General features: G+C 34.3%; 27 protein-coding genes. 2 read left to right on the forward strand and 25 right to left on the reverse strand.

All coding sequences use genetic code 11. The features are described 5' to 3' along the window. Positions 1-91 precede the first annotated feature (91 nt). A complete protein-coding gene (locus ACHUFV_RS18900) occupies positions 92-2,206 on the reverse strand; it encodes a heavy metal translocating P-type ATPase (protein WP_044394570.1) in 2,115 nt (704 codons plus the stop codon). After that, the gene (locus ACHUFV_RS18905) at positions 2,199-2,567 is read right to left on the reverse strand and encodes an ArsR/SmtB family transcription factor (RefSeq protein ID WP_044394569.1); all 369 of its coding nucleotides are present in this window, start codon (positions 2,565-2,567) and stop codon (positions 2,199-2,201) included. Before ACHUFV_RS18905 ends, ACHUFV_RS18900 begins: the two co-directional genes overlap by 8 nt. A 193-nt stretch (positions 2,568-2,760) precedes the next feature. Here ACHUFV_RS18905 and ACHUFV_RS18910 point away from each other — a divergent pair, with 193 nt between their 5' ends. Continuing rightward, positions 2,761-3,402, forward strand: coding sequence for a class I SAM-dependent methyltransferase (locus ACHUFV_RS18910; RefSeq protein ID WP_044394568.1), 642 nt, complete (start codon positions 2,761-2,763; stop codon positions 3,400-3,402). Between the two features lie 85 nt (positions 3,403-3,487). On the opposite strand, the gene merA is transcribed toward ACHUFV_RS18910, so the two are convergent. The 18 genes from merA to ACHUFV_RS19000 form a co-directional block, all read right to left on the reverse strand. After that, positions 3,488-5,128, reverse strand: coding sequence for a mercury(II) reductase (merA, locus tag ACHUFV_RS18915; protein WP_062686370.1), 1,641 nt, complete (start codon positions 5,126-5,128; stop codon positions 3,488-3,490). Positions 5,129-5,143: 15 nt separating this feature from the next. Further along, complete coding sequence (locus tag ACHUFV_RS18920) at positions 5,144-5,458, reverse strand: heavy-metal-associated domain-containing protein (RefSeq protein WP_062686372.1); 315 nt, start codon at positions 5,456-5,458, stop codon at positions 5,144-5,146. 16 nt (positions 5,459-5,474) lie between these two features. Next, positions 5,475-5,777: a mercuric transport protein MerT gene (merT, locus tag ACHUFV_RS18925; protein WP_062686373.1), complete on the reverse strand. Its 303-nt coding sequence runs from the start codon at positions 5,775-5,777 to the stop codon at positions 5,475-5,477. Between the two features lie 19 nt (positions 5,778-5,796). Further along, positions 5,797-6,027 carry a mercury resistance system transport protein MerF gene (gene merF, locus ACHUFV_RS18930; RefSeq protein ID WP_036178241.1) on the reverse strand — a complete coding sequence of 77 codons (231 nt, stop codon included), beginning with the start codon at positions 6,025-6,027 and terminating at the stop codon, positions 5,797-5,799. Positions 6,028-6,044: 17 nt separating this feature from the next. Beyond that, positions 6,045-6,443, reverse strand: coding sequence for an Hg(II)-responsive transcriptional regulator (gene merR / locus ACHUFV_RS18935; protein ID WP_062686376.1), 399 nt, complete (start codon positions 6,441-6,443; stop codon positions 6,045-6,047). 112 nt (positions 6,444-6,555) lie between these two features. Continuing rightward, a complete protein-coding gene (locus ACHUFV_RS18940; protein ID WP_062686379.1) occupies positions 6,556-6,882 on the reverse strand; it encodes a YnfA family protein in 327 nt (108 codons plus the stop codon). 139 nt (positions 6,883-7,021) lie between these two features. Then, complete coding sequence (locus tag ACHUFV_RS18945; protein ID WP_062686381.1) at positions 7,022-7,696, reverse strand: hypothetical protein; 675 nt, start codon at positions 7,694-7,696, stop codon at positions 7,022-7,024. 86 nt (positions 7,697-7,782) lie between these two features. Further along, positions 7,783-8,091, reverse strand: a complete 309-nt coding sequence (locus ACHUFV_RS18950; RefSeq protein ID WP_139109147.1) for a hypothetical protein — start codon at positions 8,089-8,091, stop codon at positions 7,783-7,785. A 388-nt stretch (positions 8,092-8,479) separates the two neighbouring features. Beyond that, positions 8,480-8,806, reverse strand: coding sequence for a hypothetical protein (locus ACHUFV_RS18955; protein WP_169187617.1), 327 nt, complete (start codon positions 8,804-8,806; stop codon positions 8,480-8,482). A gap of 98 nt (positions 8,807-8,904) precedes the next feature. Continuing rightward, on the reverse strand, positions 8,905-9,096 hold the full coding sequence (locus tag ACHUFV_RS18960; protein WP_036178230.1) for a hypothetical protein: 192 nt from the start codon (positions 9,094-9,096) through the stop codon (positions 8,905-8,907). Then, complete coding sequence (locus ACHUFV_RS18965; protein WP_062686384.1) at positions 9,093-9,539, reverse strand: hypothetical protein; 447 nt, start codon at positions 9,537-9,539, stop codon at positions 9,093-9,095. Before ACHUFV_RS18965 ends, ACHUFV_RS18960 begins: the two co-directional genes overlap by 4 nt. Positions 9,540-9,575: 36 nt before the next feature. Then, positions 9,576-9,788, reverse strand: a complete 213-nt coding sequence (locus ACHUFV_RS18970; protein ID WP_036178223.1) for a hypothetical protein — start codon at positions 9,786-9,788, stop codon at positions 9,576-9,578. A 131-nt stretch (positions 9,789-9,919) separates the two neighbouring features. After that, positions 9,920-10,042: a hypothetical protein gene (locus ACHUFV_RS18975; RefSeq protein ID WP_255475359.1), complete on the reverse strand. Its 123-nt coding sequence runs from the start codon at positions 10,040-10,042 to the stop codon at positions 9,920-9,922. 210 nt (positions 10,043-10,252) lie between these two features. Continuing rightward, positions 10,253-12,127, reverse strand: a complete 1,875-nt coding sequence (locus ACHUFV_RS18980) for a TnsD family Tn7-like transposition protein (RefSeq protein ID WP_062686386.1) — start codon at positions 12,125-12,127, stop codon at positions 10,253-10,255. A 5-nt stretch (positions 12,128-12,132) separates the two neighbouring features. Beyond that, on the reverse strand, positions 12,133-13,797 hold the full coding sequence (locus tag ACHUFV_RS18985; RefSeq protein WP_101552512.1) for an ATP-binding protein: 1,665 nt from the start codon (positions 13,795-13,797) through the stop codon (positions 12,133-12,135). After that, positions 13,781-15,961, reverse strand: a complete 2,181-nt coding sequence (locus tag ACHUFV_RS18990; RefSeq protein WP_197414230.1) for a Mu transposase C-terminal domain-containing protein — start codon at positions 15,959-15,961, stop codon at positions 13,781-13,783. The genes ACHUFV_RS18985 and ACHUFV_RS18990 overlap by 17 nt, the downstream gene beginning before the upstream one ends. Further along, positions 15,951-16,796 (reverse strand): heteromeric transposase endonuclease subunit TnsA, encoded by an 846-nt coding sequence (locus ACHUFV_RS18995; protein WP_036178215.1) that lies wholly within the window; start codon positions 16,794-16,796, stop codon positions 15,951-15,953. The genes ACHUFV_RS18990 and ACHUFV_RS18995 overlap by 11 nt, the downstream gene beginning before the upstream one ends. Next, the gene (locus tag ACHUFV_RS19000; RefSeq protein ID WP_052126233.1) at positions 16,786-17,595 is read right to left on the reverse strand and encodes a recombinase family protein; all 810 of its coding nucleotides are present in this window, start codon (positions 17,593-17,595) and stop codon (positions 16,786-16,788) included. The genes ACHUFV_RS18995 and ACHUFV_RS19000 overlap by 11 nt, the downstream gene beginning before the upstream one ends. Before the next feature lie 598 nt (positions 17,596-18,193). On the opposite strand from ACHUFV_RS19000, the gene ACHUFV_RS19005 reads away from it, so the two are divergent. Continuing rightward, complete coding sequence (locus ACHUFV_RS19005; RefSeq protein WP_101552510.1) at positions 18,194-19,042, forward strand: nuclease-related domain-containing protein; 849 nt, start codon at positions 18,194-18,196, stop codon at positions 19,040-19,042. A 200-nt stretch (positions 19,043-19,242) separates the two neighbouring features. On the opposite strand, the gene ACHUFV_RS19010 is transcribed toward ACHUFV_RS19005, so the two are convergent. From ACHUFV_RS19010 to ACHUFV_RS19030, 5 genes are all read right to left on the reverse strand, one after another. Further along, positions 19,243-19,455: a hypothetical protein gene (locus ACHUFV_RS19010; RefSeq protein ID WP_101552508.1), complete on the reverse strand. Its 213-nt coding sequence runs from the start codon at positions 19,453-19,455 to the stop codon at positions 19,243-19,245. A gap of 353 nt (positions 19,456-19,808) precedes the next feature. Continuing rightward, a complete protein-coding gene (locus tag ACHUFV_RS19015) occupies positions 19,809-20,348 on the reverse strand; it encodes a hypothetical protein (protein WP_101552506.1) in 540 nt (179 codons plus the stop codon). Positions 20,349-20,378: 30 nt separating this feature from the next. After that, positions 20,379-20,783 carry a DUF2442 domain-containing protein gene (locus tag ACHUFV_RS19020; RefSeq protein WP_101552504.1) on the reverse strand — a complete coding sequence of 135 codons (405 nt, stop codon included), beginning with the start codon at positions 20,781-20,783 and terminating at the stop codon, positions 20,379-20,381. After that, the gene (locus ACHUFV_RS19025; RefSeq protein WP_180827440.1) at positions 20,780-20,953 is read right to left on the reverse strand and encodes a hypothetical protein; all 174 of its coding nucleotides are present in this window, start codon (positions 20,951-20,953) and stop codon (positions 20,780-20,782) included. Before ACHUFV_RS19025 ends, ACHUFV_RS19020 begins: the two co-directional genes overlap by 4 nt. Positions 20,954-21,293: 340 nt before the next feature. Then, positions 21,294-21,590 carry a hypothetical protein gene (locus tag ACHUFV_RS19030; protein WP_101552502.1) on the reverse strand — a complete coding sequence of 99 codons (297 nt, stop codon included), beginning with the start codon at positions 21,588-21,590 and terminating at the stop codon, positions 21,294-21,296. Positions 21,591-21,599 lie beyond the last annotated feature (9 nt).

Genomic DNA, 21,599 nt, shown 5'->3' on the forward strand with positions numbered 1-21,599 from the left:
TATTTGCCTTGGGTAAAACTTCTTTTTGCTATAACATAGAAGCAGGTGATAGGAAAAAAGGGATTAGGGATTGAGTGCTAACATTTTTCCATTATTCCTTTACTTTCAATAATCTTAAACTGTTTAGGGTAACAATCAATGTTGCTCCCATATCTGCAAAGATGGCTAACCACAATGTCAACCAGCCTGGAACAATAAGTACCAAGGCAAGTAACTTAATGCCTAATGAAAAAGTAATATTTTGCTTAATGATTGCCAACGCTTTTCGACTTAGTTTGATTGTATATGGAAGTTTACTTAAATCATCAGACATCAAAGCAATATCCGCAGTCTCTAATGCTGTGTCCGTTCCAGCTCCGCCCATTGCTATACCCACTGTTGCAGATGCAAGGGCAGGTGCATCGTTTACTCCGTCTCCGACCATTGCTACTTTATCATATTTACTACGAAGCTGTTTAATATAGACTAACTTATCTTCTGGTAAAAGTTCAGCTTGTATCTCCATGACACCAACTTCTTTACCGATTGCTTTAGCTGTTCCTTCATTATCTCCTGTAAGCATGACCGTCTTTTCAATGCCAATTTGATGAAGTTTACGAATTGCCTCTTTAGAACTCTCCCTTACTTCATCTGCCACTGCAATAAGAGACATAATCTCTTTAGAAGTTCCTAAGACCATCACTGTTTTTCCTTGCTCTTGCATATTAGTTATCTGTTGTTTAATATTCTTTTCTATGCTATATAATTCCTCGAATAAATTTGGACTACCTACATAATAAGTCGTTCCATCGATATCTGCTTTTACACCTTTTCCTGTAATCGACTGGAAGTTCTCTATATTCACATCTTTATAAGGTAAATTATCGGCTTCAGCTTTTCTTATAATGGCTGAAGCTAACGGATGCTGTGACCCCTTTTCAATTGCAGATGTAATCGTCATTATTTTTTGTTCTTCTTCATTAAAAGCGACAATATCTGTAACAGAAGGAAGACCTTTTGTAAGTGTTCCAGTTTTATCAAATGCAATAACTTTTAATGCCCCTGTTTCTTCTAAGTGAATTCCACCTTTTATCAAAACACCATTTTTCGCTCCATTTCCTATGGCAGTTACAATGGATACTGGTGTTGAAATGACCAACGCACAAGGACAACCTACAACAAGAACTGCCAAACCTCTATAAATCCACTCCTGCCAATCTCCGTTTAAGAATAGGGGAGGAACTACTGCCAGTAATAGGGCAATAATAATAATTCCTGGTGTATAATACTTTGCAAATTTGTCTACAAACGCCTGGGATGGTGCTTTTTCCGCTTGTGCTTCCTCCACCATATGAATGATTTTGGAAAGAGTGGTATCCTCAACACGTTTCGTAACTTTTACCTCTAATAATCCTTCTTCATTCAACGTACCAGCATATACCTCTTCATTGACTTTTTTTACTACTGGTACAGATTCACCCGTAATGGCCGCTTGATTGATAGTAGATGTTCCTTTTACAACAATCCCATCCATTGCAAGTTTCTGACCTGGTTTTACTATCATAATGTCGTCTATTTGAATGTCATCAACTTGAACCGTAATCTCTTTATTTCCTCTACGAATAAGAGCTTCTTTTGGTGCTATATCCATTAGGGATTGGATAGAATTACGAGCTTTATCCATTGAGTATCTTTCTAATGCTTCGCTAACTGCAAACAGGATAACAACAGTTGCTCCTTCGCCCCATTCTCCAATAGCAGATGCTCCTAATATGGCTACCGTCATCAAGGTATTCATATCAAACTTTAAATGAACTAAATTTTTAAGTCCTTTGATAAATAGGGAATAGCCACCAATCAAAATAGAAAGTGCATAGCCTATAGTCGGAATTAGACTTTCCTCACCATATTGTTTGGTCATCATCCAACTTATCAATAGTAAGACTGCTGATATATATACTTTTATATTTTCTTTTTGTTTCCAAAAAGATTCTTGCTTAACAACTTGCTCTCTTTCATTTCTTATCTTTAAATTTTCAAATGCCCCTGCTTTTTCTAACTCTTCAATAGTTGCATTTCCAATAACATCAACTTTCGATGCACCAAAATTTACTTTCGCATCTTGAACTCCTTCAAGTGCTTTGACGTTGTTTTCAAATATTGATGCACAATTTGCACAAGTAAAACCTTGTACTCTATAAGTTTTCGTTTGTTGTTGTTCAGACATGTGCTTTCACCTCCTGATTATGTTCCAATGCAATAAGGATTAACTGTTTAATATGGTCATCGTCTAATGAATAAAAAGCCAATTTCCCTTCTTTTCGATGCCTTAATATAGAAAGTTTATGAAGAGTACGAAGATGATGGGAGGCTGTCGCTACAGATGTACCTAAGATATTGGCAACATCACAAACACATAGTTCATCTTCTTGACAAAGAGCATACGCAATCTTAGTACGATTTTCATCACCTATTACTTTAAATACTTTGGAAATATTACTGATATCTGCCTTCTCGATTTCCTCTTGAACTCGATTTACTTTCTCTTCATCGTAGCAATAAATTTCACATGTATCTTTTTTACTCACATTCACTTCTCCTTTCTCATTCAAATGTTTATTTGAATATATTATAACTCTAACCCCTTTGTTATTCAAATATATATTTGAATGAAACGAAAAATTATTCTTATCTTTATGAAAATCCCACAAATTAAAGGATTTTATTAATATTCCAAAGAATACAGATACACAATAAAGTTTTTAAACGAGGAGTTCTAAAATGAATAGCACATGGAATCAAATTATCTATAAAGTATGGTCGCCATTTTATGACCAATTTTTCAATAAAGGAATTTTTTTAAAAGCAAGAAGAGAGGTATTTAAGGATATAGAATGGGTTCAGGAGGAAAGGGTACTCTTCGTAGGTTGTGGTACAGGTGCAGATTTAGAGTATGTCCCTCATAATGATATCGACATAACAGCCATTGATTTTTCCAGTGACATGCTGGATAAAGCAAGAGAAAAGTTTCATCATACAGATATTACATTCCTGCAAATGGATGCACAGGATTTAACATTTCCTGATGAATCTTTTGACATTGTAATAGCAAGTTTACTTCTTTCTGTTGTCCCAAATCCTCATAAGTGTATGGAAGAGATGATTAGAGTAACGAAACCTAAAGGGAGAATATTGATATTTGATAAATTCGTTCCTGAGAACCAAGAACTATCCCTTTTCAAAAGGGGAATAAGACCGCTTATCTCCTTGTTGGGTACAGATATTGGATTGAGATTTGAACAAGTGGCTAATCCATTTTCTAAGCAATTATCCATACAAATGGATTCACCAATTATGCTAAATGGTATGTACAGAAAAATTATTGGAATTAAAATCCAAAATGATAAAAAAGTAAGGAATTAAATACTCAAGGTTAATTGAATAAAAAATGCTTTACTCCTTATTGAAGTAAAGCACCATTTGTTTAAGAAGAACATGTACAGACCTTCTATCCTGCACAACAAGATAATTTTGAAACGTCTTTATCAAACGTAAGAGAAGCCAACTTTAACCCTTCTGCCATTGTTAAGTATGGTGCAAGGCTTTCCTTTAAGTCTTCAACAGTTAGACCAAATTTCACAGCTAATGTTCCTGCATAAATTACATCACCAGCATTTTCAGATACAACATGGACTCCTAATATCTTTAATGTTTTCGCATCTGCCACTATTTTGAATACACCTGTGGTTTCACGATTCACAATTGCTCTTGGAACAGCTTCTAAAGGTAATACAGATGTTTTGACATCATATCCTTTTTCTTTTGCTTGTTCTTCTGTTAAACCAACGGTTGCAATCGAAGGATTTGTAAATGTAACACCTGGTACAACCGATAAATCTAATTTTTTATTTAACCCACCAATTGCATTATCAGCGACAATTCCACCTTCATAGGCCGCTACATACACAAATTGTGGTCCAAGTGTTACATCCCCAGCAGAATAAATCTTTTCATTACTTGTTTGAGCATATTCATTTATTTTTATTTCTTTGCGGTTTCCCACTTCAACACCTGCTACACTTAAATTTAGAGAATCTGTATTTGGTTTTCTACCTGTTGCAACAAGGAGTTGCTCTGATTCAATTATTTTTCGTTTTCCTTCAACCGTTACATAAACCTTTTTTATTTCTCCTTCTTGTTCCACACGCTCAAAAGTTGCCCCTTTTATTAGGTTTATACCCTGTTCTGTTAAAGCTCTTTCCACTGCTTCAGAAATCTCAGGGTCATATTCTTTTAATAGACGCTCACTTCTTTGCATAAGTGTAACTTCCGAACCTAAATGATGAAAAAGTTGCCCAAGTTCCATTCCAATATACCCTGAACCAATTACCGTTAAGCGTTTTGGAACTTTTTTTAATTCAAGTAGCGTTGTACTTGTTAAATAATCTACTTCTTCAAGTCCTGCAATCGGTGGTAAAGATGGAGAAGCACCTGTTGCGATTAAAAAGCGTTTTGCTGAAAGTTTTCTTCCATTTACCTCAACTATACTTTCATCAACAAATTTAGCTTCACCCTCAATTAAATCAAATCCATATTTATCAATTAAATTAACATATTTTTGATTGCGGAGTTCACTAACCAATTCATTCTTTTGCTTTACTAACGGTGCTAATTCTACTTCTCCAGCAGATGTTTGTAACCCAATAAATGGATTTGATTTTGCTAAATGATTGATTTCCCCAGCTCGTAAAAGGGTTTTTGAAGGAACACAACCAATATTTACGCATGTTCCCCCAACCGTTCCACGCTCAATCATCCCAACTTTTGCCCCATATTCTATTGCTTTAATGGCGGCCGAAAAGGCCGCTCCACCAGAACCGATAATAAGCAGGTCATAATCACCTTCATTACCTAAATCCACATCTTCCTTTGATAACACATCTTCTATTTCACCAGGTTGATATTTTGCTTCATTGATAGCTCTTTTGGCAGTTTCAATCTCTTTATTATCAGGTAATTCAAATACAGCTTCACCACGACTAAAATTAGCTTTTATGTTTTTAGCTCCTATATTTTCAAGTGCGACAGCTACATGCTCTTCACACCCTGTACAAGTCATTCCCTCAATCTTTATCCGATATTTTTTCATGTGTTTTATCCTCCTTTATTTTACACCGTAACCTAAATCCAAAACGGACTCTTGAATGATTTTAATATCTGTTTTTACATCATCATAAGAAACCGTTACAGTTCCCTCTGTTCCTTTTGTTTCAATAATTACATTATTTACCCCATCCACTTTATTTATCGCACTTTCTACGACAAATGGACAACTTGCACAATACATATCTGTTACTGTAAACGATACGGAGTTACTATTATTACTTGTAATAGTTTGTATCTCTTTTTCATTACTACACGCAGAAAGAAAAAGTAAAAACAACAATAAAATGATGGCTAAAACCTGTTGAACCCGCACAATAAATACCCCTTTCCTACAAGTACCCTTTGGAAATTAGCGTATAAACAAACATCCCAAATACCAAAACCGTTGTAATCCATAATCCAATAATAGAACTTTTCTTTTTACACTTTCGCCCATAAATCAAATAAAATGAGTAAGCTAATAAAACCAACGTAACCGTTATTAGCATCGTTTGATATTTCGTTGCATAAATTGCTAATCCTCCAGCAAAACCTGTTAAACCAAGAGGAATCAAAATTACAGGTCCTAAACAACAACCTGCCATCAGAAATCCAGAAAATAGTGTTGCTACTTGTGAAACTTTCTCTTTCATCACTATCACCACCTATATCTTAAGAGCAACAAGAATCATTCTTAGAATTCGATTTATTCAACTTATTATAAGAGTAGAGAGTTAAGGCAAGAAAAATTGCTAAAACTGGAATTAGAATATAATCTAAATAGCCAGTTATCGCCCCTAATCCAATAGCACTTAATAAAATAACTAATATAGGTGTAGCACAACATAGTAGAACAACAAATATCCCTACCATTCCTACAATAAAGCTCTTTTTATGTTTCATAAAAATCTCCCTTCTTATTAGTCCTCAATCAACGCTTCAATAATGGGGCATTCATGTAACTCCTTTTCATCTGGACATCTTTTCTTTAAATCTTTCAACATGCGTTCAATACGCTTTAAATCTTCTATTTGTTTTTTAACTTCTTCTTCTTTTTTTGATACAAATTCAAACATGTCCTGGCATCGAATTTCATCTTTATCTACAACCCCAAGTAATTTATAAATTTCATTCAAAGAAAAACCAAGCTCTTGCATTCGTTTAATAAACCCTACACGCTTAACATCATCCTCTGAATATGTCCGATAACCTGAATTTGTTCGAGAAGGTTCTTGTAATAAATTCTTTCGTTCGTAGTATCTAATGGTTTCTTTATTAACCCTACACTTATCCGCAAATTCACTAATACGATAACTCAAATTATTCACCCCATATAAAAGTATAAACCGTGTACTATAGTACACGGTCAAGGATAGTGTTATACATTTTTCTTAAGACTAAAAAAGCAATACCCTTCTATTAAAGGAATTGTTATTGGCGTGGTGCAAACAACATCACTGAAACACCAACTAAACATATACCTGCACCCACCCAGTCATATAAATCTGGTGTCTTTTTATCAATACCCCATCCCCATAATACGGAAAGTATTATAAATACTCCTCCATAGGCCGCATAGACTCTTCCAAACGATGGAAAGGTTTGAAATGTAGCAATAACACCGTATAAAGCTAATGCAACACCTCCAAATATACCCCAATAAAACGGCTTACCTTCCCTTAGCCACAGCCAAATAAGATAACCTCCTCCAATCTCAGCAATTCCTGCAAACAGAAATAATGCGATTGTATAAAACAAATATAAACACTCCCTTGAACAATTTAATGAATAATAACCTTTTAACATTCCCAGTTACTTGAATATTTATAGAAACTTCCTATTTTAAGGAAGTTTTGAAATCCCTGTTGAAAAATATTTAAATGAAATAATATTATTTTCACTTCTGGAAATCTTTCGTTTTGGTTACAAAAGACTGCTGAATTACGTCTTTATCTTTGTTTAACAGCGAATTTCTTTCAAGGAGAATCTCAATAAATTCTTTAGCAAAACCAATCAAATCAAAGTAATCAAATATATCATCAATATTGATGTAAACATATCGACAAAATCTTGAATTATAAATAGCCAACTTATCTATTTTAGGAAAGGAAGGTGTAAAGAGAGATAAAATATAATATCCGATAAGTTGCCTCATATGGTCTGCTTTATATCCAAACTGGGACTCAGTTTTTATCTCAATCAACGTGCTATCTATTAAAATATCAGCATCTGCTCCTCCTACTAAAATAGATGCTTTTTCAAATGAAGGATTACATATAAGAGTATGGTTCATTATGAAAAGAGAAGAAAACTTTTGAGTCTCTCTTGTTAAATTTAACAAGTCTGTGATATCCTTTTCTGACACATAAAAAACACCTTGTTCATGTATATAATTAGAACGATAGAAAGCATCCAAATTCCCCAGTATCATACAATCTTCCATCAGTTGAGTATCATCAACTGATTCCCCTAAAATGTAAGAATTTCTTCTTTCAATAATATTATCATAAATAATTTCCCCTTCAGAATAATGGGTAGTTATTGTAAAGTCCCCAAAAAACTTTAGCTCCATATTTTCAAGGATTTCATCCGTGTATTTTTCATGTATTTAATCAAGGACTGCTTCAAACCATTCATCAGTTGTTTTATTCTCTTCTTTCATTTCAAATAGGTCTCATAATAATAATTACCGAACTCTTTTTCTTCTTCTTTTATGAATGGAAGGTGATATTTGTAAGCATCTTTATCGAAAAATTTTTTCTCTGTAAAAAGCAAGGATAGACCCTGATAAGCAACTAAATTATCATTTTCTTGTAAGCGGTTATTTATTCGTTGTATAAACGCTCTTAACCAATAATCATATGCGTGTCCTACAATGGGGTTTGCTCTACCATCTGATTTCACAATAATTGGTGCTTTCACAGGAAAGGCAGGACCTTCATTAAGTGTCTGAAAAAACTGTTTCATATTTGGAATTGACTTGAAAAGTTCTTTTATCTGCTTATTATGGTTTAGTAATCTCGTCAATGACATTTACCGTACTCTTTACATATTTCAATTAAGACTATCGAAGAAAAGAGTTACCTTAGCAACTTTACTCAATTTGGTAAAATAAATACTTCTCCCTATTTTTATGTCAAAAAGGGAATTTTTGCCTTCCTGCATTAATACACACAGTAATGAAAACAACCACCTTTAAGCTCCGCAAAAAAGGTGGTTGTTTCGTAAAGCAAAAAGGGTGCTCGTTCTCATAAAAATATCCTTTCGATGCACGAAAACCCAAAGCTCCGCTATCATATTTTACCAAAACTCTAAACAAACAGAAAGTAAATGCAGGAAAGTTGTGTAAATTAAATCATTCTTTCAAATCTTGTTGAAGCAAACACAATAATTCTTCTTTTGATTCCTGTGGAAGAATACTGATAAATTCTCTGATGCCCATATTGAATAAGCACAACATCAACATTTTTTGTCTTTCATTGTTAAAAGGGAGGAAAACTCCTTGAAAGAATTCTAACTTGTTTAATGTAGGAGTATATTCTTCGTAAATCTTATAATTAATAAGCTGAGCTTCTATCTTTGGGATTAACATAAGGTCATAACTACCTCCTCCAGGTTTTAGTACAATAAGGACATTTCCATGCAAAGATAGAATCCCAATTGGAAACGCCAATTTTCTCACTTACGTATCGAAGTTTGTATTTCTTTTGCTCTTGTTCCGAAAGAATTCTTATCAAATTCTTGCCACAATACGGACAATATTCTTTTGGTATTTCTTGCTCATTCTTCATTTTGTTCTTTTCCCCACTCAACTTGTTTACAAATATTTTTCCTTACCAGTAGATGGGCATCTAAACACGCACTGGAAAAATCAGATTGGCTATATACCTCTTGTGACCAGAAGTTCTCATCATCTCTATCTTTATTATTGGAAACAACATGCAAATTCTCTAACATTTGATAGTAATTCACTCTTCCCCCTCCTCTTTAACGTCTAAATCTTGTTCAGTTAGCATCTTTCGCAATGTCTTCCTTGTATCATCGGAGATGAGTTCTAAAAATCGCTTTAATCCTGTGGCATGTAAACCGAGCAAAAGCATATTTTCAGCCCCATCCAGTTTTCCCTTCTTTAGAAACATGTCTTTTGGTAAGCACAATGAAATCACATTGTCCTCAAGAAAAGCTGGTTCTTCTGTTATCTCTAATTGTTTTGCGAACTGCCACTTTTTATGGTCTTCTCTAAATTGCTCTATTTTGTAAATAGGCACTCCAAACCTTTCAGATATTGGTTCATCATCATAATCAGTGGTCTCCAGATAAATTCTTGCCATTTCTTCCGCTATCTCTTGCCTTGCTTCCTTTTTCATATCCTCCAGAAGTTCTGCTCTAAACTTTTCCATCCAATCTTGTTCCATTAAGACTTCCCTCCTTTATTTGCGATTCTTATTTCATCATCTCTCCAATAGATATTCTGAAATCTCGTTTAGTGTTGCAAAATACTCCTCTTCCCTTTCCACCTCATATCCATAATTCTGCAATTTAACAGGCGGTGTTTGTAACCATTCTCGAATATCATTATCCAATTCTAATTCAGCATTAAATGATAACACCTCCATCAATTCGGTAATATCAATTTCCTTTTCCTGCTTAAATCCCTTATTCATTCTTATATCCTCCTTGTTCCTATTCATCATCGTTCTTTAAGTTGTAATCTGACCTGTTTATAACATCCACGAAACTCATTTCATTCACAAATTAGTCATCTCCTTTTGATTACAGTCTTTAATAAAGCTAACTACATAAGAAAGAAAACTTTCACATAGTAGCCAATGACTAAAGAAACAGCAATAGTAAGTGCGTCTCCAATTAATTCAATAGAAAGATTTTGTAAAGACCCTTTCAACTTTTCCAACAACATTCTCTCTCCTCCTTTCGATACAGTTTGGAAACAAACACAATTAAAAACGCCCAGTCCTATGACTGAGCGTTAATTTATGCAATATGGACTTTTGCGATTAATATAAAAAGTCGCCATTTTGTTTCCTCATTTCAAATAATTATTATTTTCTATAAATTTATGATACCTACAGCTCTTCCCAATATCAAGCCAAACCTTGCTAAACTAATCTTATGAAATAATGCTACTTATCCTTTCAAACTCCACTTCTAATTCCTCTATCCATTCACCCCGAATACCAGCTACCCTCGCTACTCTCCACCATTGCACATCATATCCTTCTCGTTGGCATTCTTTAATCGCCCATTTGATTCTGCGAATTTGAAAATCTCTTACCGATTCAATATGTTGTAGCAAGTATTCATTGGTTTGAGGCAACTTGAATAGATGCTTTTCCAGCAAGGATAATTTGCCTACTTTCTTCCCAACTCTGCTTATCGTTACTCTTTCAGGCTTATTAGGGGAATTAAGTATTTCTTCTACAATTTCCTTTACGGACTCATGAGTTTCCACATCTCTTTTATCCCAATCCACCCGATTATTTACCATAGTAATTTGCTTCTTTTTTGGAGAGTTTGAATTTAACCACTCCCTATCATTGCGATATAGCCAAGTATAAAGACCACTATTAACCTTCCGCAGTTCCGTTTTACTCTTTTCGGGATATCGCTTCTGCAAATCCAGCCATTCATTACGAAAACTATCCTTGTTAATAAGATTGTCTTTTCTTTTATAACCGAGTTCCACTTCGGTTTCTCCTAAATTCTGACCATATTTCTTTACCGTATTTACATCTACCTTTAATCTTCTTGCGATTTCTCTCATACTTAAATTCATTTGAAAAAGTTCTTTTAGCTTTGATTTCCATACTTCTCCAAACTCTTTTACTCTTCCAACCTTGTACCTATCATCTTCACTACTATCGGGTCCCTTTCGTGCGTAAACAAACCCACAGGAACAGCTAAATGTCCCAACTGGCCGCTTGATTTTACTGTCATACCGTATAGACACTTCAGTAATTACTGGCTGTAAATAATGGTCTGCTCCCGCATTTAAACATGGAAAAGGACTTTTGCCAAAAGGTAAATACTCATTTTCCTCATTCCATAAGTCTTCCAACATAATTCCTAAAAATTGAATCATCAGCAGATGTCTAATTGGATGAACAGTTTTACGTGGTTTTCTAACCATCATACTTAACCAGCAACTTTCATTATTAGTAACGGATGATTGGACTATCGTTAATAAATTCTCCCCATAAAACTCAAGAAACTGCTCTCGAAGTTCTTTTTGCTTTACACTTCCATTTATATTTGCTAATCCCATCAACTTTAACCTCTCTATATATTGAGAGAAAAACCATTCAGGTGGCTTATTGGAATAACGATTGTTTAATAGTTTATCCACATTATCTACAACTTGAATATAATTGGGGATAAATTCAGATTCTATAGCATCTTCTATATTCTTTGAGGTTGTATGTTCTTCGGTTAAATTGCAATTGTCTACAGTTGCTGGAACAAACTCATTTTTGTTAAAGTGATGTACTAATACTTTGCTGTTGTACAGTAAGGTCTTATGCTTTGAACAAATAATAATCCCAGGAATTTGGTGACTTCTCACCCAATACACTTCTCCATATTTCTTTAATGACTCTGTCGCACACTCTTTGCACATCCTAATATATCTATTCTCTGCAATTGTACTTGCCATAACACCTATTCGATTATGGATGCTTCCACCGCTGTTACCCTTCATAGATTGCAAGATGCTTTTGGCACGTTCTGGCGGAAGAAAGGCACTATAAAATGGATATAAAGTGTTCTCCATTATCAAATTTTCCACAGTATATGCACTTCCAATCGGTAAATTGCTTATCAAGCTATCTATGTTGGCTGGTAAATCGACAACAGTAGTGACAGAACGAGAGCCAAATAACTCTTCAATGGTTGCCTTGGGGCTGATGTTCCCACTTCTTATATGGAAACGTGCTAATGTACTATATAACAACTCATTCGGATACGGTGTTGGAAAAAAACCAACCATTATTCTCACCCCACACTGAAGAAATCATTTTCTATCACTTTAATAATTCCTTTTTCTTTAAGTGCTTCATGGGCAGATAGACCATTTGCTTTTCCTTCCGAAACAATCAATCTTAAATCTTGCTTGTTTTGCAACTCCATTTTCTTTGGTAATTTAGTCGGTATAGGGCTACTTTCTTCTATATTTATAGACAGCTTAAACGCCTCTTTTACAATCCCCTTTATATCAAATTCTTGTCCTTGCTTTTCAATCACAGTATCAATACACTTTTTTGCCTTGCCTGGTTCAACATCCAACTCAATTAACTTTAAGATAGACTGTTCCCTCACGTTTTCCTTCCAATTTTTCTCCTGCTTTTTCTTCGCTTTTTGAATTTCTTTTATTTTATTGTTCATAGAAACAGTAGAAAATTCCTGATTAATAAACCCTTCTACATCTATAGGTGCGATATCTTCGTATCTCGAAATAGCTTTAATGTCGCCACTTCTTATAGCATTAATCATCGGCTGAATTAGTTGCAAATTCTCTCTTGCCACTTTTCTTATTAATGCAGGAGTTATTTGTTCCTTACCACTGGAAATTGCCTTTACTTGAGCCATGACAAAAAGTTTAATCGCAATATCTGTTATTCCGCCAGATTCATCATATAAAATATCTTTAAACTCTTGTGTAAGAGCAGTTGGCTTTCTCACCCACTGATAATCCCACATTCCTTCGAGAATTAAATCCCAATTAAAATCCTTTTTCATGCGTTCTATCACCATATCCCCCTGACCACTGCCTCTTCGTGCTTGGCGGAGGTCGCCTCTTAAATAAGGAAGTGCCTTTGGTGTTCCTATCAAAAGAATAGGAGTTCCCATATTAGATAAGTAATGAAAGAAGTTCATCATTTTTTCTGCTCCACCAGATTTGGCAACGCTCAGCGACTGCACCTCGTCTATTACCAGTAGTCCAACCCCATGAACCCTAAGCATTTGAGATAAAGCAGGTTGCATGGAGGCTATGGGCATTCTTGCTGAACCAAACCGCTTATAATAGCTTGTACCCAATAAACTATCCAAGCTCCTATATGCATCAATACAAACACCTTTAATATTTCCATCGAATGAACAATCTAATTTAAGCCAGACCAACTGATACATATTAAAATCATTATTCTTATAGCGAGAATGAACAATAAGTTGTGGTAGAGCTGATAGTACCACATTTATCATTCGGCTTTTACCGATTCCTGATGGTCCCAAAATCGTCATTGCAGAAGACGTGCTTTTTAAATTGCCATTGTACATATCTATGTTTGCGTTTAGAATCGACTTGTAGTTTTCGTGCAATCCTTGAGCGAATTCTGGTTTAAAAGGATTTTTATGAACATAACCCATACGAATCATCCTGGAGACCCTTGACTCCAAATCAAGCGTTTGAAAAATTGGCTGGTAATATTGGAATAATCGCTGGACAAGGTGCAGTCTTATATGACTATCCAAGTTACGTTCATTTTCATTAAAAGGTGGATAATAGGCTAATTTATCAACTACCTCCTCCTTTGAAAGAATGGGAGGAAGAGCTTCGATAAAAGGATTGTTTCTGTATTCCATCACTTCCTGGTCTCTATATTTTGCCATTACAGCTTCTCCACCGTTTGGAATTATTACTTTATTCTGTTTTTCCATACGTTCTCTCCTTCTGCTTCTTTCTTAATAGGGCCATTTCATTTTCAAACTCTTCTGGTCCCTCTTCAGGTTCTTGATTATTCATTCTATTAAATGAAAGAACTTCTCCCTTTTCGTTCGTCACTTTCTTATCAAGTTCAAATGCCTCATTTTCTTTGTTAATCATCTTTTCTATTTGCCTATTTTTACGAATTCCCTTTAGTTTTTGTGTCTTGCTCTCAGTTTCATCCTGCTGTTCCCTCGTCATTTTCTCTGCTTCTTGAACGATATTTTCTATCTCTGAAATTAAATCAATTTTGGATTGTAACTGTTCATCCTCTTTTTGCTTTTTCAGTAACTTTTCATATTCCTGTAAGTATTCAAACTCTTCAATACTCTTGTTTATGTGAACTTCTTGGTAATCCAGAAGGTGGCATTTCTCAAATTCTTTTCCGTCTTCCTTCTTTATATATATGAAGTTTAAATTTCTTGGGTCATAGGATATATGAATCTTTTCTCCACTACCACTTATACGAACACGTTCAAAACTACCTTCTCTAATAAGATTTGAAGAAGTGTAAAATAACCCTTTGAATTTAATTCCTTTACCAGTTATATAAGCATTTGCAGTTGGCATCAGACACAATTTCACAGTATCTTCTGAAACAGAACGCAATAAACCAGCACGATTTTTCATTCCCCAATTCCATAACTTTATTGGAATAGGCTCTATATCATCGCTAATCATCATTTCTTCACGATTATAATTAGAAAGCCAACTTTGGTTATATTCGAGAATCGAATAAATCATAACTTGGGTAAATTGGAACAAATCGAGAACGCTATCAAGACGATAATCTCGGCTTCCTCTCTTACGGAAATCTGTTTTCACAGTTCCAGGTAAAAATGGTTGTACGGATTTCTCATTAATAATTTGAAATTTTCTTTCTACAAAAGGTTTCATATCGGCTCTATAGGGACTTGTGTTCTGTACTTTAACATGTAAGGAACTAACAAGTGTCTCAACCATCTTACCCTGCAACTCTCGGTCAGCTATCAAAGTATCGCAAAGATGGCGGGATGGCCATTGCTCCTCTATAATCTCAATATCGTACTCTTTGCAAAAATCCACTTTATTACTTGCCGAATTAGCAAGAGCACTCATAGCCCCATTCCAAGAAGGTCCTTCTAAGCCCACATATAGTCCTGTAATCATCATGGAAAACTTGTCCACACAGAGGTAGATGACGGGCCTTCCGATTATCCAATTTCTGTTATATCTGGAGACTAAGTAAACATCAGCAATGGTGGCATCAATTTCGTAATAACCTGGTCCATAAGCCTCTACTGTAGAGTTACCCAATAATGCTCTATGATTTTGCAAATACTCTTTCGACCCCTGCCTTGAGTATATTTCCTTCTTCAAGTTTCGCTCCTTATAAAAGAAGTATTTAAACTGTCCAAAGGTTGGAACTTCACTGGATGGTTTTAATATTGGCTTCCTAATGCCTCCATCTATCCTGTAACCATCTGCATAAAATTCCTTCCTCATTAACTGGTATGCAGTGTTTAAGGAGTTACCAGACTTTGTATAGTAAAATTTATTAAGTGCTATCCTAAATATCCGTTTCGTTTCTTCATTGACATTTACACCTTCACCCACAATATCTTTATATTTTTTTGGTCTCCCCCTTTTTTTACCTGTTGCTTGTTTTTCCTGAGACCTCCCTATATTCTTGTAATCTGGCAAAAGGGCATTCATGTGTTTTCCCCTTTGCCAATATCGCCTTAAATACTTGTAGACTGTTTTATTACTTACTCCAAATTTTCCACTTGCCTTTTTAACAAGTTCTGCACGTTTCTTTGCATTAAAAACTTCTGGTTCATTTTCTTTCTCCGCAATGGCTTTTATTATCTCCCATGCTTTATTCCGAATCTCCTTCTCTTTTTCATTAATCTCATTATCATTTCTAAAAATTTGGAAAGGGTCATCTTTAATAACGGTTGCACCTTTAATCTCAATATCATTAACAATGTCTTCTACATTTTTATATATTGGAGTGCTCTTGTTAGCATAAATATCAATCAAAACTGCAACTGTATAATCACTGCTAATCCACAATATTCTTTCAACGGTATCCTTTAACGAATCTCCCGTATAACCGATTAACGTATTAACGGTCAATAGCAATTTTTATTTCACCCTGCCTTTCTTGCGGAACTATCTCTAAAACTTCTGCCGATTGGTTTAATTCAATCTTCTTATTCATATCTATTTTTATCTGTTTTGTTGTTAATAAATGTTTAAATAACAACAACCCTGAACCAGCTTCAAGATTTAGTTGAGAATCAACTGAACTTGTTATCTCCCGAACTGGTCTTTTATTTTTATAGAGTGATTCCAAAAGAATTCCTGAAATATACGAAATATCACCTTTAGTAAAATCCGTTGTTTCCTCTAAAAACCTCGCTGGATGTATCCACTCGATGTTTTTCGCCTTAACTATTGGAAGCTCCTTTTGGGTTAATAACGCCCAATCAATACCTTTTTTCCAAAAATAACGTCTTATTAACTCGAAGCGTTCAATCACTGCCTTTCTTTCCAATTCATGACTTGCTTTAACACTCCTTGCAACATCATAGGTATTTCCGTCATTTCCCCTAACTGTAATTAGAAAGGTCGTGGTTAAAATGTAGGGAAATCCCGATTGTTTATCCTTAAATTTCCTTATATCTATATCTTCTTGCTCCCCAACTACTTCTTCAAAATCGTATAAAGGCACATGCTCTTTCACTTGTAAAATTGAATCGTCAAACTCAGTTAGGTAGAAGAATCGTGTTTCTATATCCGACAGTAGGTGGACAATCCGATTACATCGCCAAGTTCTTAAACGACTGCTTCTGCCAACCGAGCCGAAGTCCTGCACTCGAATAAATCCTTTATAGGATTCAAATTCTCCCTGTCCTCTACCTTCCTTTATATACCTTTGTAATTTTTCCTCGTTCCACTCACTTCTCATTTCTTACACCAGCTTTTCTGTTTCTATTAATTAGAGCTTGTACTTTCCCAAATACGACCTTATTTATCAACGGTTTATGATTCCCCTCGATAATCAAATCACTGTGTCTTAAAACACCTTTATAAAAATCATTCTTTAGTATCCCAACCAAGGCCTGTTTGCTAAATCTGTTCCCCCTACTGCTTCTTACCCCAGAGTTGTCTAAATACTTTTTAAGTTTCCCAAGACTGCGTAACTCCAAATACTTTTTGAAAATCAATTCGATAATGGCCGCTGTTTCTTCATCAACAATAATCTTTGCTTTATCATTCCACTTATAGCCAAGAGGAGCATTCCCACATGCTTTATCGCCCATTTTAATTTTTGTTCTACGGCCTTTGTTGAGCTTCATAGCGATACTCATTCTCTCATATTGGTCGAGCAATTCCATCATCCCATTAACCAAAAAGTCATTTGGATTTTTCGTGTAAATTCCGCTGTAATTAGGCTGTTCAATGCTGATAACGTCAGCCGAATGCTTCTGAAATTCTCTGTGAACTAAAACTTTGACTGTATCACTTCTCCAAAGTCGGGAGGTGTTTAATACTACAACTTTCTTTACTTCACCAAAAGAACTAATTAAATCATTTAATCCGTCTCTGTTTGCAATCGTTCCAGAGATTCCCTCATCTCGAAATACTTCAATTAAGTCGTATCCATTCTTTTGGCAAAAGTCTATAATTGCTGATTCCTGCGTTTTTAACCCATACCCATCCATTTGAGTTTTTGTACTAACCCTTATATATCCAAAAACATCCAACTTGTTCTTCCCCCACTTATATGTAGTCAATTATTATTCATAACATCTGACTTAAAAGCTGAAAAAATATAGGACTATCAATGTCCAGTCGCTTTTAAAGTCGTTTATTAATGAATTGGTCATCTCATTAGTTAGTTGCAAAATCCTGTTCGGCATCACCCCCTTTATCTAAAAGCAATATGGGTCATTGACAATATGAATTGCAGACAAAAAAATAGCATTTAGTCACTATCCAAAATTTTTTTTGAATAGAAACTAAATGCTATTTTTGACTGGCTTTTAAAATATGAATTAACAAATTGAACAATTGATTGGCTGGGAGTTGAATATTCTTAACTCTTTATTTTGCATCTTAACTTAAGAGTGGAAATAACTCAAGCCCTTTTTTATTTTCATTTCTACCCAAAAATTGTTTCGTAAACTAAAAGTAGATAATTTCGATGAATTAATGTTTTGTGTCATATTCATTCTTAATCCGACTAACATTGAATTTTAAATTTGACTAACGTTTCTTATAAGGGAAATACTTATTCAAATGGCTCTATTTATGCCGATATAAAAATATAGAAGTTTATTTCCAGTAGGAATGAGGCAAATCATGTTTTTAGATTTTCTATTTAAAAATAAGAAGAAAAACAGCACAAGTAATGTTGTGGAAGAAGTCCCAGGCACTGTAACAAGGACAAACGATGAGGTAAAAAAAATAAAGAATGAACGGACTGCAATTAGAAAAGGTGAACTGGGAGAATACAAAATCGACATACAGCTATCCCAACTGCCCAAAGAGTATTTGCATTTAAGTGATTTACTAATCAAAAATCCCAAATCATCAACAGGATTCTCCCAAATTGACCACGTTATCATTACTCCGTATGGATTATTTGTAATCGAGACAAAGAATTATCAGGGAACTATTTATGGAGGAAAAGATAGAAAAGCCTGGTTGATTAATGGCAAGTTCAAAATGATGAATCCATTAATGCAAAATTACGGTCACATTCAAGCACTTAAAAATTTTATCGATGGGAAATACCATCAATACTTTGTTTCAATGGTTTCCTTTACAAAGAGATGTACTTTTAAAATTGAAGAAGAATTACGAAAGATACATTCTAATCAATTAGTAATTTATGATGTGGAATTGACTGAATTTATTAATAGAAAAGTCGCTGTCCTTAAATTACAATACAAAAATCCTATTTTAATGGAAGATGATATTGAACTTATATATAACTCTCTCTCTAATTCCAATATTTTAGACGAATCAATTAGAAAACAACATATTGAGAGCATACAATTAAAGAAGAATAATATTGATAAGACAACTGACGAAAACAAGTGTGCAGTATGTCAGAAAGCTGTGTCTGATAAAGTAAAATCATTCTGTTTATCTAATAAGAAATTCCAAGGAAAAGTTTATTGTTATGACCACCAAAAAACTTTATAACTTAGGAAGCTGGATTCCAGCTTCCTAATAAGTTTAAGATTCAATATCTTGCTCAATTGAAAAGTTCTTTATCATTTCATATCTTAATTATTACTGGAATTATGAAGCACTTATCACCATCATTGACACTCCCGTTCGGCTTGAGTATAACAAAAATCTATTTCTGTAATGGTAAACATGTTAGATGATTAGTCTACCATTCACTCAAGTTCATCCAGATTAGTTAAGTAAACAGCATTACTACTATCATTTACATCTACAATAGAATCCCTGGTAATGATATATTTACTACTATCGAGCTTACGTCTTATGTCTAAGAAATATTTTTGAGCCAGGGATTTGGAATAAAAAGTCTCCGTTGTCACTTCAAGAGGCCAATCGCCCCAAACTTCAACTGCCCAATTCTTTTCCATTAATATTCATCCTTTTTCTTAGTTTCTTCTATTATATGTGTTATATATTTTATAAAATTGTGTTAATCTATTCAACATCCAGGTTCTTCAAATTGAACCACATTTTCTAATTAGGTATTCCAGCTCAATATTATAAATGAGAACTATACAAATAACAGGTAAAAAGAAAAGAACCGCATCATTTGATATGAAGTTCTTTCTAAGGATAACCTGTTACTCTAATCCAAGTTTACCTCAATTCTTGTTCCAATTCTTTTGCTTAACCTAAAATTAACAAATAGATAGCCTGTACAAACTGCAAAAATTACTCTCGAAAACAAGTTGAGAAATATACGAATTCTCTTTAGTAAGTATCAATCTATGTAACATCTAAATGCTCCAGCAATTCCCCATTCTCTACTTGATTCTCTTACATTATTTTCAATATATCTCAAGAAGAAATTATATCCTTCCATAAATATCTTTCCTTCAACAAAGAATACGAACATAGCTATTTCAATCTCCAACCAATTCCAAGCCGAAATCTTAATTTCATCGATAATAACATTCGATTGAAAGCAAGGGAAATTCCCCTCTTCTGCCACTTGTACTATTTCTTGAAATGACGATAAACCACCGATTGTTTCCACAGCCGATTTAAAACAATCAATATATTGCTGTTCTTGGGGATACATCGAATACTGAAACTCCATAAACCCCTGCAATTCTAATACTACCGATTCTTTAATCTCAAAAATGACTTCTTCATGAGTTTCATTTATTTCGTACAAGGTAATATCCAAGTGTTTATTTAACTCTTTTATCAATCTTTCTAATGTAACCTCTAACTTGTCCAATCTTTTTTTATCTACTTCCAATCTATAACAAATTCCCATTTGAAGATATTGTCCCATTATTATATCTCTCCTTTTCCTTCACCCTCGCTACTTGCCTTTTCTTGCTCCTCTATATATGCAATCAGCATCTTTTTCATGCCCTTCGCAGTAGCCTATTTTATATTCTTCAGTATCTCGTAACCCCTTTTCCGCTTCATATCTTTCAACACTATCAATTGTCCCTTCTGCTCCATGCCCTATTATTTTGCCTATGTAGGTACTGGATTGAAATAAAATTTCATTGTCAAAATCTACCCCATTTTCCCAAGTGACCGTACCAGAATTTCTATTAATAGTTGCTGTTCGGAACATATCTATATCATCACGAATCTCTGCTAACTTCCCCATATTATCATTTTGTAAGAATTGCTTGATATTTAAGAGTCGATACTCCCCATTATCAAATGCCAAAATTATTTTAAATGTGCCAGTAAATATCGATTTTACTCTCATACCTTTTTCTCTCCTTTCCTTCTAAAAAATCCACACTTCTTTTTATCCATTTCGTCTAATAATGCCAGGGCTTTTTCATTTTCCCTTAGAATGGGATGACCCGTATCAACAACGGACATCTTTTTCCCGAAATTCGGATTACTGCTCTTTTTATTCCTCTCGAATGCCATTAGCTTCTCTCCCTTTTTATTGGTGTACACAATAACTTTGCTTCCCTAACACAAATACATAGCATACAGCACCTTCTTAACGCTGTTCCTTCTTGTTTATAGGCAAAAACAAAAGGCATCTTGTTTATAAAATATTTCTCCCCTTTTTTTAAAAGTGAAAAATATCTATAACAAGATGCCCTTTATAAAATTGCTAATATCAGACCTTTATTTATAAGTTATAGCTGATTTATTAGAATTGCAATAAAAATCATGATTCCCAGTGTATTTAAAATCACTGCAAGTGGTCAGAAGCAAATTTATAAACGGGGGATTTCAGTTACTTTAATTTTCAAGGGATTTATTCCACAGCTAATTTAACCTTATTGGAGTTCTCTAATAGATTCATAACTTCACTTTGTACATTAATTTTTATAAGCTGTTCCAAAGAATACGTAACAAAATGCTCCATTTCACCGCAACACTCACAGATAACAAAAATAGCAAAATCTTTTTTGTTTACATGTTGGCAGACTACAGTATCCAAACCATATTTGTAACATAATAATGCTGAAAGATGATTTATTCTTTCTAACGCTAATTGTTGTCTCATTTGCCCAAGTCCCATGTTGTTTTCCTTCTTATTTACTTTATTCATATCAAATTC

Origin of the sequence: Niallia oryzisoli, from assembly GCF_043641075.1 — a bacterium.
Taxonomy (GTDB): domain Bacteria; phylum Bacillota; class Bacilli; order Bacillales; family Cytobacillaceae; genus Bacillus_BD; species Bacillus_BD oryzisoli_A.